Annotated in this window: 18 protein-coding genes; 6 read left to right on the top strand and 12 right to left on the bottom strand. The window is 69.8% G+C overall.

The window, feature by feature from the left end; genetic code table 11:
* Positions 1 to 18: 18 nt before the first annotated feature.
* Both ACTG9Q_RS06390 and ACTG9Q_RS06385 read right to left on the bottom strand, forming a co-directional pair.
* Positions 19 to 1,497, bottom strand: coding sequence for a chitinase (locus tag ACTG9Q_RS06390; protein WP_455571673.1), 1,479 nt, complete (start codon positions 1,495 to 1,497; stop codon positions 19 to 21).
* Positions 1,498 to 1,630: 133 nt separating this feature from the next.
* Positions 1,631 to 2,170: a hypothetical protein gene (locus tag ACTG9Q_RS06385; RefSeq protein WP_455572026.1), complete on the bottom strand. Its 540-nt coding sequence runs from the start codon at positions 2,168 to 2,170 to the stop codon at positions 1,631 to 1,633.
* 151 nt (positions 2,171 to 2,321) lie between these two features.
* Here ACTG9Q_RS06385 and ACTG9Q_RS06380 point away from each other — a divergent pair, with 151 nt between their 5' ends.
* On the top strand, positions 2,322 to 3,476 hold the full coding sequence (locus ACTG9Q_RS06380) for a sensor histidine kinase (protein ID WP_455571672.1): 1,155 nt from the start codon (positions 2,322 to 2,324) through the stop codon (positions 3,474 to 3,476).
* Positions 3,473 to 4,129, top strand: coding sequence for a response regulator (locus ACTG9Q_RS06375; protein ID WP_455571671.1), 657 nt, complete (start codon positions 3,473 to 3,475; stop codon positions 4,127 to 4,129). The genes ACTG9Q_RS06380 and ACTG9Q_RS06375 overlap by 4 nt, the downstream gene beginning before the upstream one ends.
* On the opposite strand, the gene murA is transcribed toward ACTG9Q_RS06375, so the two are convergent.
* Positions 4,126 to 5,391 carry a UDP-N-acetylglucosamine 1-carboxyvinyltransferase gene (gene murA / locus ACTG9Q_RS06370; protein ID WP_455571670.1) on the bottom strand — a complete coding sequence of 422 codons (1,266 nt, stop codon included), beginning with the start codon at positions 5,389 to 5,391 and terminating at the stop codon, positions 4,126 to 4,128. The genes ACTG9Q_RS06375 and murA overlap by 4 nt on opposite strands.
* Positions 5,392 to 5,447: 56 nt before the next feature.
* Here murA and ACTG9Q_RS06365 point away from each other — a divergent pair, with 56 nt between their 5' ends.
* Positions 5,448 to 6,020 (top strand): cob(I)yrinic acid a,c-diamide adenosyltransferase, encoded by a 573-nt coding sequence (locus ACTG9Q_RS06365; RefSeq protein WP_455571669.1) that lies wholly within the window; start codon positions 5,448 to 5,450, stop codon positions 6,018 to 6,020.
* Positions 6,021 to 6,029: 9 nt separating this feature from the next.
* Here the strand turns inward: ACTG9Q_RS06365 and ACTG9Q_RS06360 are convergent, their stop codons facing one another.
* A complete protein-coding gene (locus ACTG9Q_RS06360; protein ID WP_455571668.1) occupies positions 6,030 to 6,461 on the bottom strand; it encodes a DUF2550 domain-containing protein in 432 nt (143 codons plus the stop codon).
* Positions 6,462 to 6,492: 31 nt separating this feature from the next.
* A complete protein-coding gene (locus ACTG9Q_RS06355) occupies positions 6,493 to 6,858 on the bottom strand; it encodes a F0F1 ATP synthase subunit epsilon (protein ID WP_455571667.1) in 366 nt (121 codons plus the stop codon).
* Between the two features lie 108 nt (positions 6,859 to 6,966).
* On the opposite strand from ACTG9Q_RS06355, the gene ACTG9Q_RS06350 reads away from it, so the two are divergent.
* The 3 genes from ACTG9Q_RS06350 to ACTG9Q_RS06340 all read left to right on the top strand — a co-directional run bounded on the left by ACTG9Q_RS06350 (position 6,967) and on the right by ACTG9Q_RS06340 (position 8,551).
* Positions 6,967 to 7,092 (top strand): hypothetical protein, encoded by a 126-nt coding sequence (locus ACTG9Q_RS06350; RefSeq protein WP_455571666.1) that lies wholly within the window; start codon positions 6,967 to 6,969, stop codon positions 7,090 to 7,092.
* Positions 7,093 to 7,203: 111 nt separating this feature from the next.
* Entirely contained in the window at positions 7,204 to 7,887 is a 684-nt protein-coding gene (locus ACTG9Q_RS06345; protein ID WP_455571665.1) for a hypothetical protein, read from the top strand.
* Between the two features lie 478 nt (positions 7,888 to 8,365).
* Entirely contained in the window at positions 8,366 to 8,551 is a 186-nt protein-coding gene (locus ACTG9Q_RS06340) for a hypothetical protein (RefSeq protein ID WP_455571664.1), read from the top strand.
* A gap of 54 nt (positions 8,552 to 8,605) precedes the next feature.
* On the opposite strand, the gene atpD is transcribed toward ACTG9Q_RS06340, so the two are convergent.
* The 7 genes from atpD to atpB all read right to left on the bottom strand — a co-directional run bounded on the left by atpD (position 8,606) and on the right by atpB (position 15,208).
* Complete coding sequence (atpD, locus tag ACTG9Q_RS06335) at positions 8,606 to 10,042, bottom strand: F0F1 ATP synthase subunit beta (RefSeq protein ID WP_455571663.1); 1,437 nt, start codon at positions 10,040 to 10,042, stop codon at positions 8,606 to 8,608.
* 3 nt (positions 10,043 to 10,045) lie between these two features.
* The gene (locus ACTG9Q_RS06330) at positions 10,046 to 10,996 is read right to left on the bottom strand and encodes a F0F1 ATP synthase subunit gamma (protein WP_455571662.1); all 951 of its coding nucleotides are present in this window, start codon (positions 10,994 to 10,996) and stop codon (positions 10,046 to 10,048) included.
* Between the two features lie 6 nt (positions 10,997 to 11,002).
* Positions 11,003 to 12,649 (bottom strand): F0F1 ATP synthase subunit alpha, encoded by a 1,647-nt coding sequence (gene atpA / locus ACTG9Q_RS06325; protein ID WP_455571661.1) that lies wholly within the window; start codon positions 12,647 to 12,649, stop codon positions 11,003 to 11,005.
* A 39-nt stretch (positions 12,650 to 12,688) separates the two neighbouring features.
* Entirely contained in the window at positions 12,689 to 13,504 is an 816-nt protein-coding gene (locus ACTG9Q_RS06320; protein WP_455571660.1) for a F0F1 ATP synthase subunit delta, read from the bottom strand.
* A 9-nt stretch (positions 13,505 to 13,513) separates the two neighbouring features.
* The gene (locus tag ACTG9Q_RS06315; protein ID WP_455572025.1) at positions 13,514 to 14,065 is read right to left on the bottom strand and encodes a F0F1 ATP synthase subunit B; all 552 of its coding nucleotides are present in this window, start codon (positions 14,063 to 14,065) and stop codon (positions 13,514 to 13,516) included.
* Positions 14,066 to 14,097: 32 nt separating this feature from the next.
* Positions 14,098 to 14,340, bottom strand: a complete 243-nt coding sequence (locus ACTG9Q_RS06310) for an ATP F0F1 synthase subunit C (protein WP_455571659.1) — start codon at positions 14,338 to 14,340, stop codon at positions 14,098 to 14,100.
* A gap of 85 nt (positions 14,341 to 14,425) precedes the next feature.
* Positions 14,426 to 15,208, bottom strand: coding sequence for a F0F1 ATP synthase subunit A (atpB, locus tag ACTG9Q_RS06305; protein ID WP_455571658.1), 783 nt, complete (start codon positions 15,206 to 15,208; stop codon positions 14,426 to 14,428).
* Between the last annotated feature and the right edge of the window lie 61 nt (positions 15,209 to 15,269).

Below are 15,269 nucleotides of genomic sequence, written 5' to 3'. Positions count from 1 at the left end.
CGTCCCCCGGGACCCCTCCTACGGCAGGGTGTCCAGGTGCGCGCCGACCGAGTTGGCGAACGCGTACCCGTTGGAGGCGTCCCAGTTGATCGACCACGTCATCGCGCCCCGGAAGGTGGGGTACGTGGTCGACGGGCGGAAGCTGCCGCAGTTGGTGCCCTTGGTCAGGCAGTCGAGGGCCCGGTTGACGTTGGCCGGGGACTGGTAGCCGCCGCCCGCGCCGGACGGGGAGGCGGGCAGGCCCAGGCCGATCTGGTCGGGCCGCAGCCCGCCCTGCAGCTGGATGCAGGCCAGCGCGGTGAGGAAGTCCACCGTGCCCTGGGCGTAGACCTGCTGGTTGCAGCCCATCATCGTGCCGGAGTTGTAGTACTGCATGTTGACGATCGTCAGGATGTCCTTGATGGCCAGCGCGGTCTGGAAGTAGCCGCCCTGGGTGGACTGCATGTCGATCGTCTGCGGGGCCATCGTGATGATCCGGCCGCCGCCCGCGTGGATCGCGCGCAGCGCCTGGGTCATGTACGTCGGGTTGATGCCGTTCTCCAGGTCGATGTCCACCCCGTCGAACCCGTACTCGTTGATCAGCGCGACGACGGAGTTGGCGAAGGCGGTGGCGGCCTGGGCGTTGCCGACCCAGATGGTGCCGCGCTCGCCGCCGACGGAGATGATCACCTTCTGGCCGCGCGCCTGCGCGGTGCGGACGTCGGCCTTGAACTGGGCGTCGGTGTAGCCGCCGAGCTTGGCGACCAGGCCGGGGTCGAGGGTGAAGTCGACGGCGCCCTGCACGCCCGGGACGGCGTCGGCGAAGGACACGGCGATGATGTCGTAGCTGGTGGGCACGTCGGCGATCTTCAGGGCGCGGGCGCCGTTGTCGAAGTTGTGCCAGTAGCCGGTGAGGACGTGCTTGGGCAGCGACGTGGGCGGCCGCGGCGTGGTGGTTGTCGTCGTGGTCGTCGTGGTCGTGGTCGTCGTGGTGGGCTTGGTGGTGGTCGTGGTCGGCGGGGTTCCCGGGCCGTCGAGGTTCACGTCGTCGGCGAGGTAGGCGGGCTGGCCGTACCAGCCGTGCAGGTAGACGGTCACCTGGCGGGTCGAGGAGCCCGCGGTGAACGAGGTGGACAGCTGGGTCCAGGCCGTCGACGCCGTCCAGGTGCTGACGTCGGTCGTGCCGGTGCCGGAGGCGCCGAGGTAGGTGTAGGCGCCCTTGACCCACGCGGTCAGGGTGTAGCGCTGGCCGGGCTGGACGGTGACGGACTGGGAGCACCGGGCGTTGTCCTGCCCGGCGGGGGTGGCGGTCATCGCGTAGGCGCCGGTGCGCTTGTCCGCCGAGGTGGCCGCCGCCGAGCCGGAGCAGGTCCAGCCCTCCAGGCTGCCGGTCTCGAACCCGGGGTTGCGGAGCAGGTTGGCCGCCGCGGCGCTGCCGGTGAAGGTGAGCACCAGTCCGGCGCACACGGTCACCGCGGCGACCAGTGCGGCGAGTGCCCGCCTGGATTGAGACGTCATAGCTGGCCTCCAGGGGCATGCAGGGTGTCATCAAAATGGACTAGACCATTGACGATGTCAACCCCTGGCCACGGGAAGGCCCAGGACGGCGGCGCGGGTTCTCTCGCTGGTCAAGCTAGGTGGGCGTGGGAACTCAGGCCCGCGCCCCCTGCCGGTCGACCGTCTTCCACAGTGGACCAAAGACGAACCACAGCCCGCTCACCCAGCCCAGCCGCGGCAGCCACCCCGCCCACAGCGCCTCGGTCTGGGCGGGCGTGGCCACGACGAAGGACAGCAGCAGGATCACCGCCGCGGCGATCCCGCAGGCCAGCACGCACCTGCCCCACTCCCGCCACTCGTGCGCCAGCCTGCCGGGACCGTGCCTGGGCGGCCTCCACGGCGGCGGACCGCCCGCGAACCGGTGCGCCACCCGCTGGTCGGCCCACCGGATCACGCTGTGTCCGAACGCGACGCTGAAGCCGAGGTAGGCCGCCCCCAGCCCGTGCGCCATCCCGGCCTCCCCACCGCGCCGCAGGTCGACGACCGTGGCCACCAGCAGCACCGCGTCGAGGACCGGCGTCCCCACCAGCAGCACGACGCCGACCCGCCGCCACTTGAGCAGGTAACGGGCGGCGAGCCCGGCGGCCAGCAGCACCCAGAACCCGATCTCGCACGCCGCGATCAGCGCCACCATCGGGTTTTCCGCGATCCATTCCACGAACTCCAGCCTGTCCCCCGCAGCGCCCCGACCGCGTCGGCGGACAGGGCGACCCGCCCTCATCACTTCGACGGATGTCCGACGAAGGGTGGACGCCGCGCCGCGCGCGCTGTGCTGTGATGGCGGTGTGGAGCAACCGAGGCGGCCGTGGCAGTTGCCGCTCTGGCACGCCGTCGTCTGCTTCGGCTTCGGGTGCGTCCTGCTGGCCGTCGACGTCCCCCTGGTCTCCCCCGCCGCGGTCATCCCGGCCCCGCAGTGGGCCCGGCTGCTCGTGCTGGCCGGGATCTGCGCGCTGCAACTGGGCCGGGACCGCCACCCCGTCGCGGGACTGCTCGCGGGCCAGCCCCTGCTGGTCCTGGACGCCCTGATGGGCCTGAGCCTGCCCGCCCTGCTGGCCGCGGGCGACCTGCTCTACGCCGCGGTCCTCAACGGATCGCGGCGGGCGTCCCGGGTCCTGCTGTGCCTGGCCTTCGCCGCGGTCGCGGCCATGCTGGCGGTGTCGCTGACCGTCGGCAAGGACCTGCGCGACTCCACCCTGTACTTCCTCGCCATCGCGCCGATCCCCCTGCTGCCGGTGTGGTGGGGGACGAACGTGCGCCGCCAGCGCGACGCCGCCGAGGCCGAGCGGGCCCGCGCCGACCAGCTCGCCCGGATCGCCGCGCTCGACCGCGCCGCCGCCGTCACCGCCGAGCGCGCCGCCATGGCCCGCGACCTGCACGACGTCATCGCCGGGCACGTCTGCGCGGTGGCCATCCAGTCCGAGGCGCTGCTCAGCCGCGTCGACGGCGACCCGGCCACCGTGCGGACGGTGCTGCGCTCGGTCCGCGAGAACAGCGTCGCCGCCCTCACCGAGATGCGCGCCATGATCGGCCTGCTGCGCAACGAGGCCAAGCCCGACGCCATGACCGCGCCCGCGCGCCTGCGCGACCTGGCGGGCCTGGTCGGGTCGGCCCGCGCCGCCGGGCTGCAGGTGGCGGCCGAGACGTCGGTGTCCGCGGAGCTGCCCGCGGCGGTCGACCTCTCGGCGTACCGGATCGTGCAGGAGGCGCTGACCAACGCGGTCAAGCACGGCGGCGCCCGCGCCGAGGTGAGGGTGCGCGCCGAGGACGGCAGGCTGCTCGTCGAGGTCGTCAACGACGTGCCCGCGACCCGGGCGCTGGGGCAGGGCACCGGCCTGCTGTCGATGACCGAGCGGGCCACCGCCGTCGGCGGCTCCCTGGCGGCCGGGCGCGACGGCGACCGCTGGCACGTGCGCGCCGAACTCCCCCTGGAGGACAGGTGAGCATCCGCGTCCTGGTCGCCGACGACCACGCCGCCATCCGCGCGGGCCTGTGCCTGATCCTCGACGGCGCCGAGGGCGTCGAGGTCGTCGGCGAGGCCGGGGACGGCGCCGCCGCGGTCCGCAAGGCCCGCGCGCTGCGCCCGGACGTCGTCCTGATGGACGTGCGGATGCCCGACGTGGACGGCATCGAGGCCACCAGGACGCTGGTCGCCGAGGGCACGTGCCCGGTGCTGGTCCTGACGACCTTCGACATGGACGAGTACGTCTACGGCGCGCTGCGCGCGGGCGCGGCGGGCTTCCTGCTCAAGTCCGTGGACTCCGCCCGCCTGATCGAGTCGGTGCGCCTGGTCGCCGCAGGCGACGGCGTCATCGAGCCCAGCGTCACCCGCCGCCTCATCCGCGCCTTCGCCGAGTCCGCGCCCCGGGTCACCGCGCCACCACCGGGCCTCGACCGGCTGACCGAGCGCGAGCACGACGTCCTGGTGTGCCTGGGCGAGGGCCTGTCCAACCACCAGATCGGCCGCAGGCTGGGCATCGGCGAGGCCACGGTGAAGACGCACGTGTCCCGGGTGCTGACCAAACTGGACCTGCGCTCCCGCGTGCAAGCCGCCGTGCTGGCCCAGGAAGCGGGCCTGACCGGTCAGGGCCCCTAGTCCGGTGAGGTCAGGACCCGCCGGACGTCGGCGCCCAGGCGCTGCATGTTCTCCACGAAGCGCGGATAGCCGCGATCGATGTGGAAGACGTCCCAGACCTGGGTGACGCCGTCGGCGCACAGCCCGGCCAGCACCAGTCCGACGCCCGCGCGGATGTCGGAGGCCCAGACCGGGGCGCTGGAGAGCAGCGGGACGCCCCGGACGACGGCGTGGTGGCCGTCGGTGCGGGCGTCGGCGCCGAGGCGGACCATCTCCTCGACGAAGCGGAAGCGGGCCTCGAACAGGTTCTCGGTGATCATCGACGTGCCCTCGGAGATCGCACTCTGCGCGATGGCGAAGGGCTGCAGGTCGGTGGCGAAACCCGGGTAGGGCAGGGTCACGAAGTCCACCGAGCGGGGCCGCTCGTGCTGCACGACGCGGAAGCCGTGGTCGGCGGTGGTGATCTCCGCGCCCGCGGTGCGCAGCTTCTCCAGCACGAGGTCGAGGTGGTGCGGGTTCACCCCGCGCACGGTGATGTCGCCGCGGGTCATGGCGGCGGCGAAGGCCCACGTGGCCCCGACGATCCGGTCGCCGACGACGCGGTGCTCGGTGGGGCGCAGCGAGGTGACGCCGTGCACGGTCAGGGTGGAGGTGCCCGCGCCCTCGATCATGGCGCCCATCTGCTGGAGCATCAGGCACAGGTCGACGATCTCCGGCTCGCGCGCGGCGTTGTCGATCACCGTCGTGCCATCGGCGAGGACGGCGGCCATCAGGATGTTCTCGGTGGCGCCCACGCTGGGGAAGTCCAGCCAGATCTGGGCCCCGTGCAGGCCCTCGGCCTCGGCGACGACGCAGCCGTGCTCGATCTCGGTGCGCGCGCCGAGCTGGCGCAGCCCGCTCTGGTGCATGTCCAGCGGCCGCGACCCGATGGCGTCGCCGCCGGGCAGCGCGACCACCGCCCGCTTGCACCGCCCGACCAGCGGCCCGAGCACGCACACGCTGGCGCGCAGCTTGCCCATGGAGGAGGAGTCGGCGCGGTGGTTCAGCTCGGCCGGGGTCGCGATGACCACCGTGCCCCCGTCGATGTCGACCTCACAGCCCAGGCTGCGCAGGACGTCGGCCATCAGCGGCACGTCCAGGATCTCCGGGCAGTTGGTCAGCGTCGTGGTGCCCTCGGCCAGCAGGGCGGCCGCCATGAGCTTGAGAACACTGTTCTTCGCCCCGACGACATCGACCTCGCCGACGAGCCGCGCGCCGCCGCGCACCTGGAAATGCTCTGTCACGCGAGCATCATGCCTTGACCGCTCCAGAGGGTTCGCCTGGCCCTAGGCTTGCGGCCATGTCCGTTCACATCACCCGCGTCTACACCAAGGTCGGCGACAACGGCACCACCGCGCTCGGCGACGGCTCCCGGGTCAGGAAGACCTCCCCGCGCCTGGCCGCCTACGCCGAGGTCGACGAGGCCAACGCGGTCATCGGCCTGGTCCTCGCCCTGGGCGCGCCGCCCTCGGAGGTGGCCGACGTCCTGCGGGCGGTGCAGAACGACCTCTTCGACTTGGGGGCGGACCTGTGCACCCCGGTGGTGCCCGACCCGCCGTACGAGCCGCTGCGGATCACCGAGCCGTACATCACCCGGCTGGAGGGCTGGATCGATGAGTTCAACGCCCCGCTGCCCAAGCTGAACTCCTTCATCCTGCCCGGCGGCAGCCCCGCCGCCGCGCTGCTGCACCAGTCCCGCACGGTCACCCGCCGCGCCGAGCGCAACGCCTGGGCGCAGGTGGAAGCGGAGCCGGAGACGACGAACCCCCTGGCGGCGAAGTACCTCAACCGCCTGTCGGACCTGCTGTTCGTCCTGGGCCGGGTCGCCAACCCCGACGGCGACGTCCTCTGGAAGCCGGGCGCGGGGCGTTAGTCCACAGCGCTACGAGGCCCAGGGCAGGCGGTGGCCCGGGGGCGCGCTTTCCAGCCAGGACAGGAACCCGGTGAGGGTGTCCGGGCCCATCGCGATCTCGATGCGGGTCTCGCCCGCCGTCGTCTGCAGGATGCGGGCGCCGGTGGGCATCACCGGCATCTCGGCGCGCTCGGGGTCGCGGCGCTCGGCGATCTCCAGGCCGTCGCGGCGGATGACGAGGTTGGGGCCCGCGCGCAGGCTGAACGCGCGGAACCAGGTGAACTCATCGCCCTGGTAGCGGCCGACGCCGAGGTGCCAGCCCTTGCCGGAGTCGTCGACGCGGGTCCGCATGGCCACGTGCACGCCACCCATCCGCAGCAGCCGCAGGCGGCGCAGGACGAGCAGGATCAGCACGAGCAGGATCGCGGCCAGGGCCAGCACCACCACGTCGCTGATGTCCACCGGCCCGCTCCCCCCGCTCGTCAGCGTCGCATCAGGCTGCGGTGTCCGCGGCGCGGAGGCGGGCGGCCGCTCGGGCTCGCTCCTCGACGTCGTCGTCGCTGAGGGCCCGGCGGGCGGCGTCGACGTCGATTTCGCCGGAGAGCTCGGCCGACTCGGCCAGGATGCTGACGTTGTCGGCGTTCACCGAGAGGAACCCGCCGAGCACGGCCGCGGTCACGACCTCGCCCGTGGTGGTCGTGATCTTCACGACGCCCCCCTCGACGAGCTGGCCGAGAACCGGCTCGTGCCCGGCCATCAGGCCGATCTCACCATCGGTGGTCTGCGCGACGACGAACGACGCGGAGCCCGACCACAGGCGTCGTTCCACGGCGACCAGCTGGACGGACATCTCAGCCACGCGTCTCTCCTTCAGCTCGCGGTTGTCGGGGAGTCTAGTCGGCCGGTGCGCAACCTCCCGAGGCCACCCGGTGTCTTCCCCGACGATGAACCACACTGATGACTGGGGGTGACGACCATCGACCCGGACCGTGACATCGGGGACTTCGCCGACTTCGTGGCGCACCGGTCGCCCGCGCTGCCGCGCACCGCGTACCTGCTCTGCGGCCCGTGGACAAACCCGCCCATTGATTAACCGACCGCCCGCACGTCGCCTACGGGCGGGCGTACGGCATGGGCGGTCGGTAACAGACCGAAGCCGTTTGCAGATGAGCCGGGCAAGATCGGCGAGTCGAGAGGTACCTCAGTGGAAACTGGCGACGCTGCTACGTGGTTCGCCCTCGGCGTGGCGATCATCTCCTCATTCATCGCACTCGGCAGTATGAACGCGGCGAAACGCAGCGCGGGTGCAGCCGAACGGCAAGCAGGTTCAGCGAAACGAAGCGCGGATGCCGCTGAGATACAAGCTGAATCGGCTAAACGAAGCGCCGATTTGGCGGAAAGACAGGCCGATACGGCCGACTCCGTAGCCAAGGCCACCCAAGATCAAATTGATATCATGAAGCAACAGGTTCAGAACGAAGTCAATCGCATGAATCGTGAGGACCGCCCAGAATTCACCCTCAAATCACGAATATTCAAAAGCGGAGCATGGGCCATCACAGTCAAGATGATCAAGGGTAATGGGCCGATTCGCGTGCATCCGGTATGGATGATTGAAGCCGCCCTGCTGACTGAAGACCCACCGATCGGCCACGAAGCAGACCTCGTGGGTGGCCTTAACGTCATCGAAGGACAGCTTCAACAGGTCGTACTCGATGAGGAGTTCGACATCTTTATCCCTACGCTGTATCAAGCAGAGCGCGGGATGACAGTTCAAGTCCACCTCCACTGCGTCGAGGTCGGCGGACTACAGCGAAGTTGGATGTGGCTCAAGGCCATCAAGCTTCCCGGCCCATTCCGATTCCGCTACCTAGATTCCGGGAATTAACACCACCAACACGTGGGCTGGGAGATCCCAGCGGGCCGCATCGACGATGGCGAAGACCCCGATCGACGCTGCGCGGCGGGAAATCCTGGAGGAGACCAGTCACCGCGTCGCCGTGGTCGAACCGCTCGTGAGGTACAGCCCTCTCACCGGGATCAGCGACCAGCGGTACCAGGTCTTCCTCGGCTTTCGAAGCCCGCCGGGAGGGCTCGGCGGGCGCCGCCGAAGCCAGCCGGGTCGAGTGGGTTCCCGTCACTGACCTGCGCGGCCTCGTCGCCAACGGACAGATCAGCGACGGCCCGTCGTTGACCGCCTTGAGCACCTACCTCGCCCTCCACGGCTAGGACGCGAGTATTTCTGCAGCAGGACGCGGCAGCCGCCACCGGGGCACCTCTACGCGATCACCACCGACGCGGGCGGGGAGGTCCTGTCGGTCACTTACGGCGGCAGGCTCGCCCCGGTCCAGCCACTGCCCGCCCGGGTGCGGCTGCCCGACGGGCAGGGCTGGGTCGTGGCCCAGCACGGCGCTTCCCTGGCCTTCCGGCCCACCGAGGACGCGCGGTGGCAGCCCCTGGGCGCCAACGCCGCTCTCGTGCCCGACGTCGACGGCGGGCAGGTCGAGGTGAGTACCCCGGGCAAGGACCCGGTCGTGGTGACCCTGGGATAGCGAAAAAGGGGCCGGTGTCCAGAGTGGACACCGGCCCCTTTCGACTGCTCGGTACTACTTCTTCTTGCCGGTCAGCTGCTGGTACTTGCGCTCAAGGTCGTCCAGGCCACCGATGGACAGGAACGCCTGCTCGGGGACGTGGTCGTAGTCGCCCTTGGCGACCTTGTCGAACGCCTCGATGGTGTCCGACACCTTGACGAAGGAGCCCTCCTCGCCGGTGAACTTCTGCGCGACGAAGAAGTTCTGCGACAGGAAGCGCTCGATGCGCCGCGCCCGGTTGACCGTCACCTTGTCCTCTTCGGACAGCTCGTCCATGCCGAGGATCGCGATGATGTCCTGCAGCTCCTTGTACTTCTGCAGGATGCGCTTGACCTCCTGCGCCACCCGGTAGTGCTCCTCGCCCACGATGGACGGGTCCAGGATGCGCGAGGACGAGCTCAGCGGGTCGACCGCCGGGTAGATGCCCTTCTGGGAGATCGGACGGGAGAGCTCCGTCGTCGCGTCCAGGTGGGTGAAGGTGGTCGCCGGGGCCGGGTCGGTGTAGTCGTCGGCGGGGACGTAGATGGCCTGGATCGAGGTGATCGAGCGGCCACGCGTGGAGGTGATGCGCTCCTGCAGCTCGCCCATCTCGTCGGCCAGCGTCGGCTGGTACCCCACCGCGGACGGCATGCGGCCCAGCAGGGTCGACACCTCCGAGCCCGCCTGGGTGAACCGGAAGATGTTGTCGATGAACAGCAGCACGTCCTGGTTCTGCACATCGCGGAAGTACTCCGCCATGGTCAGCGCGGACAGGGCGACCCGCATACGGGTGCCCGGCGGCTCGTCCATCTGCCCGAACACCAGCGCGGTGTCCGGGAGCACGCCCATCTCCTCCATCTCGAGGAAGAGGTCGGTGCCCTCACGGGTGCGCTCGCCGACCCCGGCGAAGACCGACGTACCACCGAAGTTGCGGGCGATACGGGTGATCATCTCCTGGATGAGCACGGTCTTGCCGACACCCGCGCCGCCGAACAGGCCGATCTTGCCGCCCTCGACGTACGGGGTGAGCAGGTCGAGGACCTTGACGCCGGTCTCCAGCATCTTGGTCTTGCCCTCGAGCTGGTCGAACGCCGGGGGCTTGCGGTGGATGCCCCAGCGCTCGACGTCCGCGGCGTGGCCCGGCTTGTCCAGGCACTCGCCCAGGGCGTTGAACACGTGGCCCTTGACCGCGTCGCCGACCGGGACCGAGATGGACTCGCCGGTGTCGGTCACGGGGGCGCCGCGGACGAGGCCGTCCTGGGGCTGCATGCAGATGGTGCGGACCAGGTTGTCCCCGAGGTGCTGGGCGACTTCCAGGGTCAGCGTCTTCCTCAGTGCCTCGTAGGTGACCTCGGCCTTGAGGGCGTTGAAGAGCTCGGGAACGGAGCCGCGCGGGAACTCGACGTCGACGACCGGACCGATCACCCGGACAACGCGCCCGACGGCGTTCTTGGTTTCCTGAATGGCAGTCATGGCTTAGTCATCACTTCCTGCGGCTGCGGCAAGAGCCTCCACACCGCCGACGATCTCGCTGATCTCCTGGGTGATCTGCGCCTGGCGAACCTGGTTGGCCGCGCGGGTGAAGCTGCGCACCAGCTCGTCGGCGTTGTCCGTGGCGGCCTTCATCGCCGTGCGCCGGGCAGCGGACTCCGAGGCCGCCGACTCCAGCAGGGCCGCGTAGATCCGGGTGTTGATGTACTTCGGGAGCAGGTTCTCCAGCAGCGTCTCCGCGCCGGGCTCGAACGAGTACGCCGACTTCAGCTCGGTGGCCGCCGCGGCGGCCTCCTCGTCGGAGGAGTACTCGACGACCAGCGGAGCGACCCGCTTGGCCATCGGCTTCTGCGTGAGCATCGAGACGAACTCGGTGTAGACGATGTGCAGCTCGTCCACGCCGAGCACACCGTCGGGGCCGGGGTTCTCCCCCTCGTCGTCGGCGCCCTGCAGGAACGCCTGCACGGCCGCCTCGCCCGCGGCCACCGCGTCGCTGTAGGCGGGCTTCTCGGAGAAGCCCGTCCACGAACCCGCCACGGTCCGCTGCCGGAACTTGTAGTAGTTCAGGCCCTTGCGGCCGACCACGAAGATGACCGGCGTCTTGCCCTCTTCGCGCAGCAGCGTCTGCAGCTCCTCCGCCACGCGCAGCACGTTGGCGTTGTAGCCGCCGCACAGGCCGCGGTCGCTGGTGACCACCAGCACGCCCGCCCGCTTGGGCCGGGCGCGCTCGGTGAGCAGCGGGGTGTCCACATTGGCCACACCGCCCGCCAGCAGGCTGAGCACCTTGGTGATCTCGTCGGAGTACGGCTTCGACGCGGCCACCCTGGCCTGTGCCTTGCTGATCCGCGACGTGGCGATCAGCTCCTGCGCCTTGAAGATCTTCTTGAACGACTGCGCGGACTTGATCCGCGCCCGGATCTCACGAAGTTGGGCCACAGCGGGTCACTTCTTCGGGGCGGTCTTGGCGACCTTGACGGTCTCCTGGCCGACCGCGTCGGCGTCCATCGCCTCGGCCTCGGTCTCGGTCACCACGACCGAGGAGCCGTCACCGGAGGTGAAGCCCGACTTGAACTCCTCGACGGCGGCGACCAGGCGCTCCTCGTTGTCCGAGGACAGCTCGCGGTTGACCCGGATCTCCTCCAGGACGCCCCCGTGCCGGTGGCGCAGGTTGTCCAGCAGCTCCGCCTCGAAGCGCCGCACGTCGGCGACCGGCACCGAGTCGATGTAGCCCTTGGTGCCCACGTAGATGGACACGACCTGCTCCTCGACCGGCATCGGGGAGAACTGGTTCTGCTTGAGCAGCTCCATCATCCGCATGCCGCGCTCCAGCTGGGCCTTCGAGGTGGCGTCCAGGTCGGAGGCGAAGGCGGCGAACGCCTCCAGCTCGCGGTACTGGGCCAGCTCCAGGCGCAGCGTGCCGGAGATCTTGCGCATCGCCTTGGTCTGCGCGGAGCCGCCGACGCGGGACACCGAGGTGCCGACGTTGACCGCGGGGCGCTGACCGGAGTTGAACAGGTCCGACTCCAGGAAGCACTGGCCGTCGGTGATGGAGATGACGTTGGTCGGGATGTAGGCCGAGACGTCGTTGGCCTTGGTCTCGATGATCGGCAGACCGGTCATCGAGCCCGCGCCCTCGTCGTCGGAGAGCTTCGCGCAGCGCTCCAGCAGGCGCGAGTGCAAGTAGAAGACGTCGCCGGGGTAGGCCTCGCGGCCCGGCGGGCGGCGCAGCAGCAGCGAGATCGCGCGGTAGGCCTCGGCCTGCTTGGTGAGGTCATCGAAGATGATCAGCACGTGCTTGCCCGCGTACATCCAGTGCTGGCCGATGGCCGAGCCGGTGTAGGGGGCGAGCCACTTGAAGCCCGCGGAGTCCGAGGCCGGGGCGGCGACGATGGTGGTGTACTCCATCGCGCCCGCCTCCTCCAGCGCGGCCTTGACGCCCGCGATGGTGGAGCCCTTCTGGCCGATCGCGACGTAGATGCAGCGCACCTGCTGCTTCGGGTCGCCGGTGGCCCAGGCCTTCTTCTGGTTGATGATCGTGTCGACGCAGACCGTGGTCTTGCCGGTCTTGCGGTCGCCGATGATCAGCTGGCGCTGGCCGCGGCCGATCGGGGTCATCGAGTCGATGGCCTTGATGCCGGTCTGCAGCGGCTCGCCGACCGGCTGGCGCTGCACGACGGTGGGCGCCTGCAGCTCCAGCGCGCGGGAGCCCTCGGAGACGACCTCACCCAGCCCGTCGATCGGGTTGCCCAGCGGGTCCACCACGCGGCCGAGGAAGCCGTCGCCGACCGGGACCGAGAGGACGCGGCCGGTGCGCTTGACCTCCTGGCCCTCCTCGATCTTGTCGTAGTCGCCGAGGATGGCGGCGCCGATCTGGCGCGCGTCGAGGTTCAGTGCCACGCCGAGCACGCCGCCCGGGAACTCCAGCAGCTCGTTGGCCATGGCCGAGGGCAGGCCCTCCACGTGGGCGATGCCGTCGCCGGTGTCGGCGACAGAGCCGACTTCCTCCCGGTTGACATCCGGGGAGTAGCTGGAGACGTAGTTTTCGATCGCATTGCGGATCTCGTCCGACGAGATCGTCAGCTCCGCCATTGAGGTTCCTGCTCTCGCTTCGTATCTGGGTGAAAGTTCTTAGGCGGCGAACCGGCGCCGCAGGGCGTCCAGCCTGCCCGCGACGCTGCCGTCGATGACCTCGTCGCCGACCCGCACGATCATGCCGCCGCCGAGGTCGGGGTCGACCTCGAGGTGCAGGGCGATGGGCCGGGCGTAAATGCGCTGCAGTGCCGCGGAGAGCTGCTCCTGCTGGGCCTCGGTCAGCGGGGACGCGGCGACCACGTGGGCCACCGACCGCTCCCGCCGCTTGGCCGCCTCGGCGGCCAGGACCTCGAGGCCGGAGACGATGTCGCGTCCCCGCGGCTGGCCGACGAGGTTCTCCACCAACACCACCGAGGTGGGGTCGGTCTTGGCCCCGATCAGCCCGCGGATCAGGCTGAGCTTGCCCTCCCGGCTCGCCGAGCGGTCCGAGAGCACCTGCTCCAGCTCGGTCTGGTCGGCGATGATCCGGCCGAGGCGGAACAGCTCGTCCTCGACCGCGTCCAGCCTGCCCGCCCGCTCGGCCCGCACCAGCAGCGCGGTGGTGCCGAGCGACTCCAGCCCGTCGACCAGCTCCCGCGGGCTCGACCAGCGGGTGGTGGCGACGGCCACGACCACGGCCAGCGCGCTGTCGCCGATCTTGCCGCCGAACAGCTCGCGCACCAGGCGCTCCCGGCTGGCGGCGTCGGTGGAGGAGTCGGCCAGCGCGCGGCGCAGGCCGATCTGCCGGTCGAGCACGCCGACGACCGCGAACAGCTGCTCGCCGAGGTCGTCGGTCGCGGCGCCCTCCAGGGTGTCGAGCAAGGTCAGCTCGACGGCGGCCAGTGCTTCCCGGCTCGCGGCATGCAGTGTCATCTGTCCCTCTTAGTTCTTCGCGGGAGCGGAGACCGAGTCGAGTTCGGACAGGAAGCGGTCGACGGTTCCCCGGCGCCGCGCCTCGTCCTCAAGCGACTCGCCGACGATCCGGCCGGCCAGCTCCACTGCCTGCCGACCGAGGTCGGCGCGCAGCTCGGCGACGATATGCGAGCGCTGGGCGGACAGTCGCGCCTCACCCTGGGCGACGATGCGCGCCGCCTCCTCCTGCGCTTGGACCCGCAGCTCTTCCTTGATCAGCTCGGCCTCGGCGCGCGCGTCGTCACGGATGCGCGCGGACTCGGCCCTGGCCTCCGCCAGCTGGTCCTGGTACTGCTGCAGGGCGGCCTTGGCCTCAGCCTGGGCCTCCTCCGCCTTCTTGATGCCGCCTTCGATCTTCTCGGTCCGCTCGGCGTAGAGCTTCTCGAAGCGCGGCGCCACGAACTTGGAGATGACGAACAGCAGCAGGAAGAAGGCCACCAGTCCGAGGATGATCTCGGAGAGGTGCGGGAGAACCGGGTTCAGCTCTCCCTCAGCGGCCAGGTTCAGCTCTGCCGTCAGCATCATGATGACTCCCTACGCCGAAACAGCACTGACTACGCGATGAAGAAGACGACCAGGCCGATCAGGGCGAGGACCTCGACGAGGACGAAGGTGGTCCACGCGATACCCATGAGCTTGCTCTGGGCCTCCGGCTGGCGAGCGGTGCCGTTGATGACGGCCGCCCAGATCAGGCCGACGCCGATGCCCGGGCCGATCGCGCCGAGGCCGTAGCCGATCGCGGCGAGGCCGGAGTTGGTGATTTCGACCGTGTTCTGGGCGAGAACAACTGCGCTCACTTGTGTATCCCTTTCCAACTCGGTCCGCGGGCACCCGCGGATCGGGGGTCTGTGGTCCGAGGTGGTGTCCCTCAGACGGCCTTGCTCAGTGGTCCGACGCCAGCGCCATACCGATGTAGCCTGCCGACAGCAGAGCGAAGATGTAGGCCTGCAGCACCTGGATGAACGCCTCCAGGAAGGTCATCGCGATGGCGAAGGCCCAGGAGATGATCGAGACCGGCTTGAGCGGCCAGGCGGCGTGCAGCAGCAGGTACTCGCCGCCGAGGGTGAACACCAGCAGGATCAGGTGCCCGGCGAACATGGCCCCGAACACCCGGATCGCCAGGGTGATCGGGTTCATGAAGAACTTCTGGAAGAACTCGATCGGCGTCAGCAGCAGGTAGACCGCCTTGGGCGCGCCCGGCGGGAACAGCTGGTTCTTCAGGTAGCCCTTGAAGCCGTGCCGCCGGAAGCCGACGAAGTGGTACACGGGGTAGACCACGAGCACCGACAGCGCCAGCGGGAAGGCGATGTGCGACATCGTCGGGAACTGGATCACCGGGATGACGCCGAAGATGTTGTTCACCAGGATGAAGGTGAACAGCGTGAGAATAAGCGGAACAAACGGCTTGAAATCTTTGGAACCGATCTGTTCCCGGGCGATGTTGTTGCGGCCGAAGTCGTAGACCGACTCGGCGGCGAACTGGAACTTGCTCGGGACGATCTTCAGGTTGCGGGTCGCCGCGAGGAAGAAACCGCCGATGATGACGACGGAGAGCGCCACCAGCACCATGGGCTTCGTGACCTCGCCGAAGATCGGCGGGAGGAAAAAGTCCCGGACACCGGGGGGCGTGAACTCCTCACCCTGTGCCAACACCAGCCTGCCCAACTCTGGGCTCCTTCCGGTTCTCCCGGCCGGCGACACGTCCGCCGGGGGAATCGTCACGATC

The organism is Actinokineospora lacus, assembly GCF_053813445.1.
This window is presented reverse-complemented; position numbering and strand designations above follow the sequence as displayed.

Excerpts from the sequence above, each read along its gene's own strand:
- ACTG9Q_RS06385 (WP_455572026.1), bottom strand. The coding sequence starts at position 2,170 with ATGGTGGCGCTGATCGCGGCGTGCGAGATCGGGTTCTGGGTGCTGCTG.
- ACTG9Q_RS06315 (WP_455572025.1), bottom strand. The coding sequence starts at position 14,065 with ATGCTGACGGCAGAGCTGAACCTGGCCGCTGAGGGAGAGCTGAACCCG.
- ACTG9Q_RS06320 (WP_455571660.1), bottom strand. The coding sequence starts at position 13,504 with ATGACACTGCATGCCGCGAGCCGGGAAGCACTGGCCGCCGTCGAGCTG.
- ACTG9Q_RS06390 (WP_455571673.1), bottom strand. The coding sequence starts at position 1,497 with ATGACGTCTCAATCCAGGCGGGCACTCGCCGCACTGGTCGCCGCGGTG.
- atpA (WP_455571661.1), bottom strand. The coding sequence starts at position 12,649 with ATGGCGGAGCTGACGATCTCGTCGGACGAGATCCGCAATGCGATCGAA.
- atpD (WP_455571663.1), bottom strand. The coding sequence starts at position 10,042 with ATGACTGCCATTCAGGAAACCAAGAACGCCGTCGGGCGCGTTGTCCGG.
- ACTG9Q_RS06365 (WP_455571669.1), top strand. The coding sequence starts at position 5,448 with ATGTCCGTTCACATCACCCGCGTCTACACCAAGGTCGGCGACAACGGC.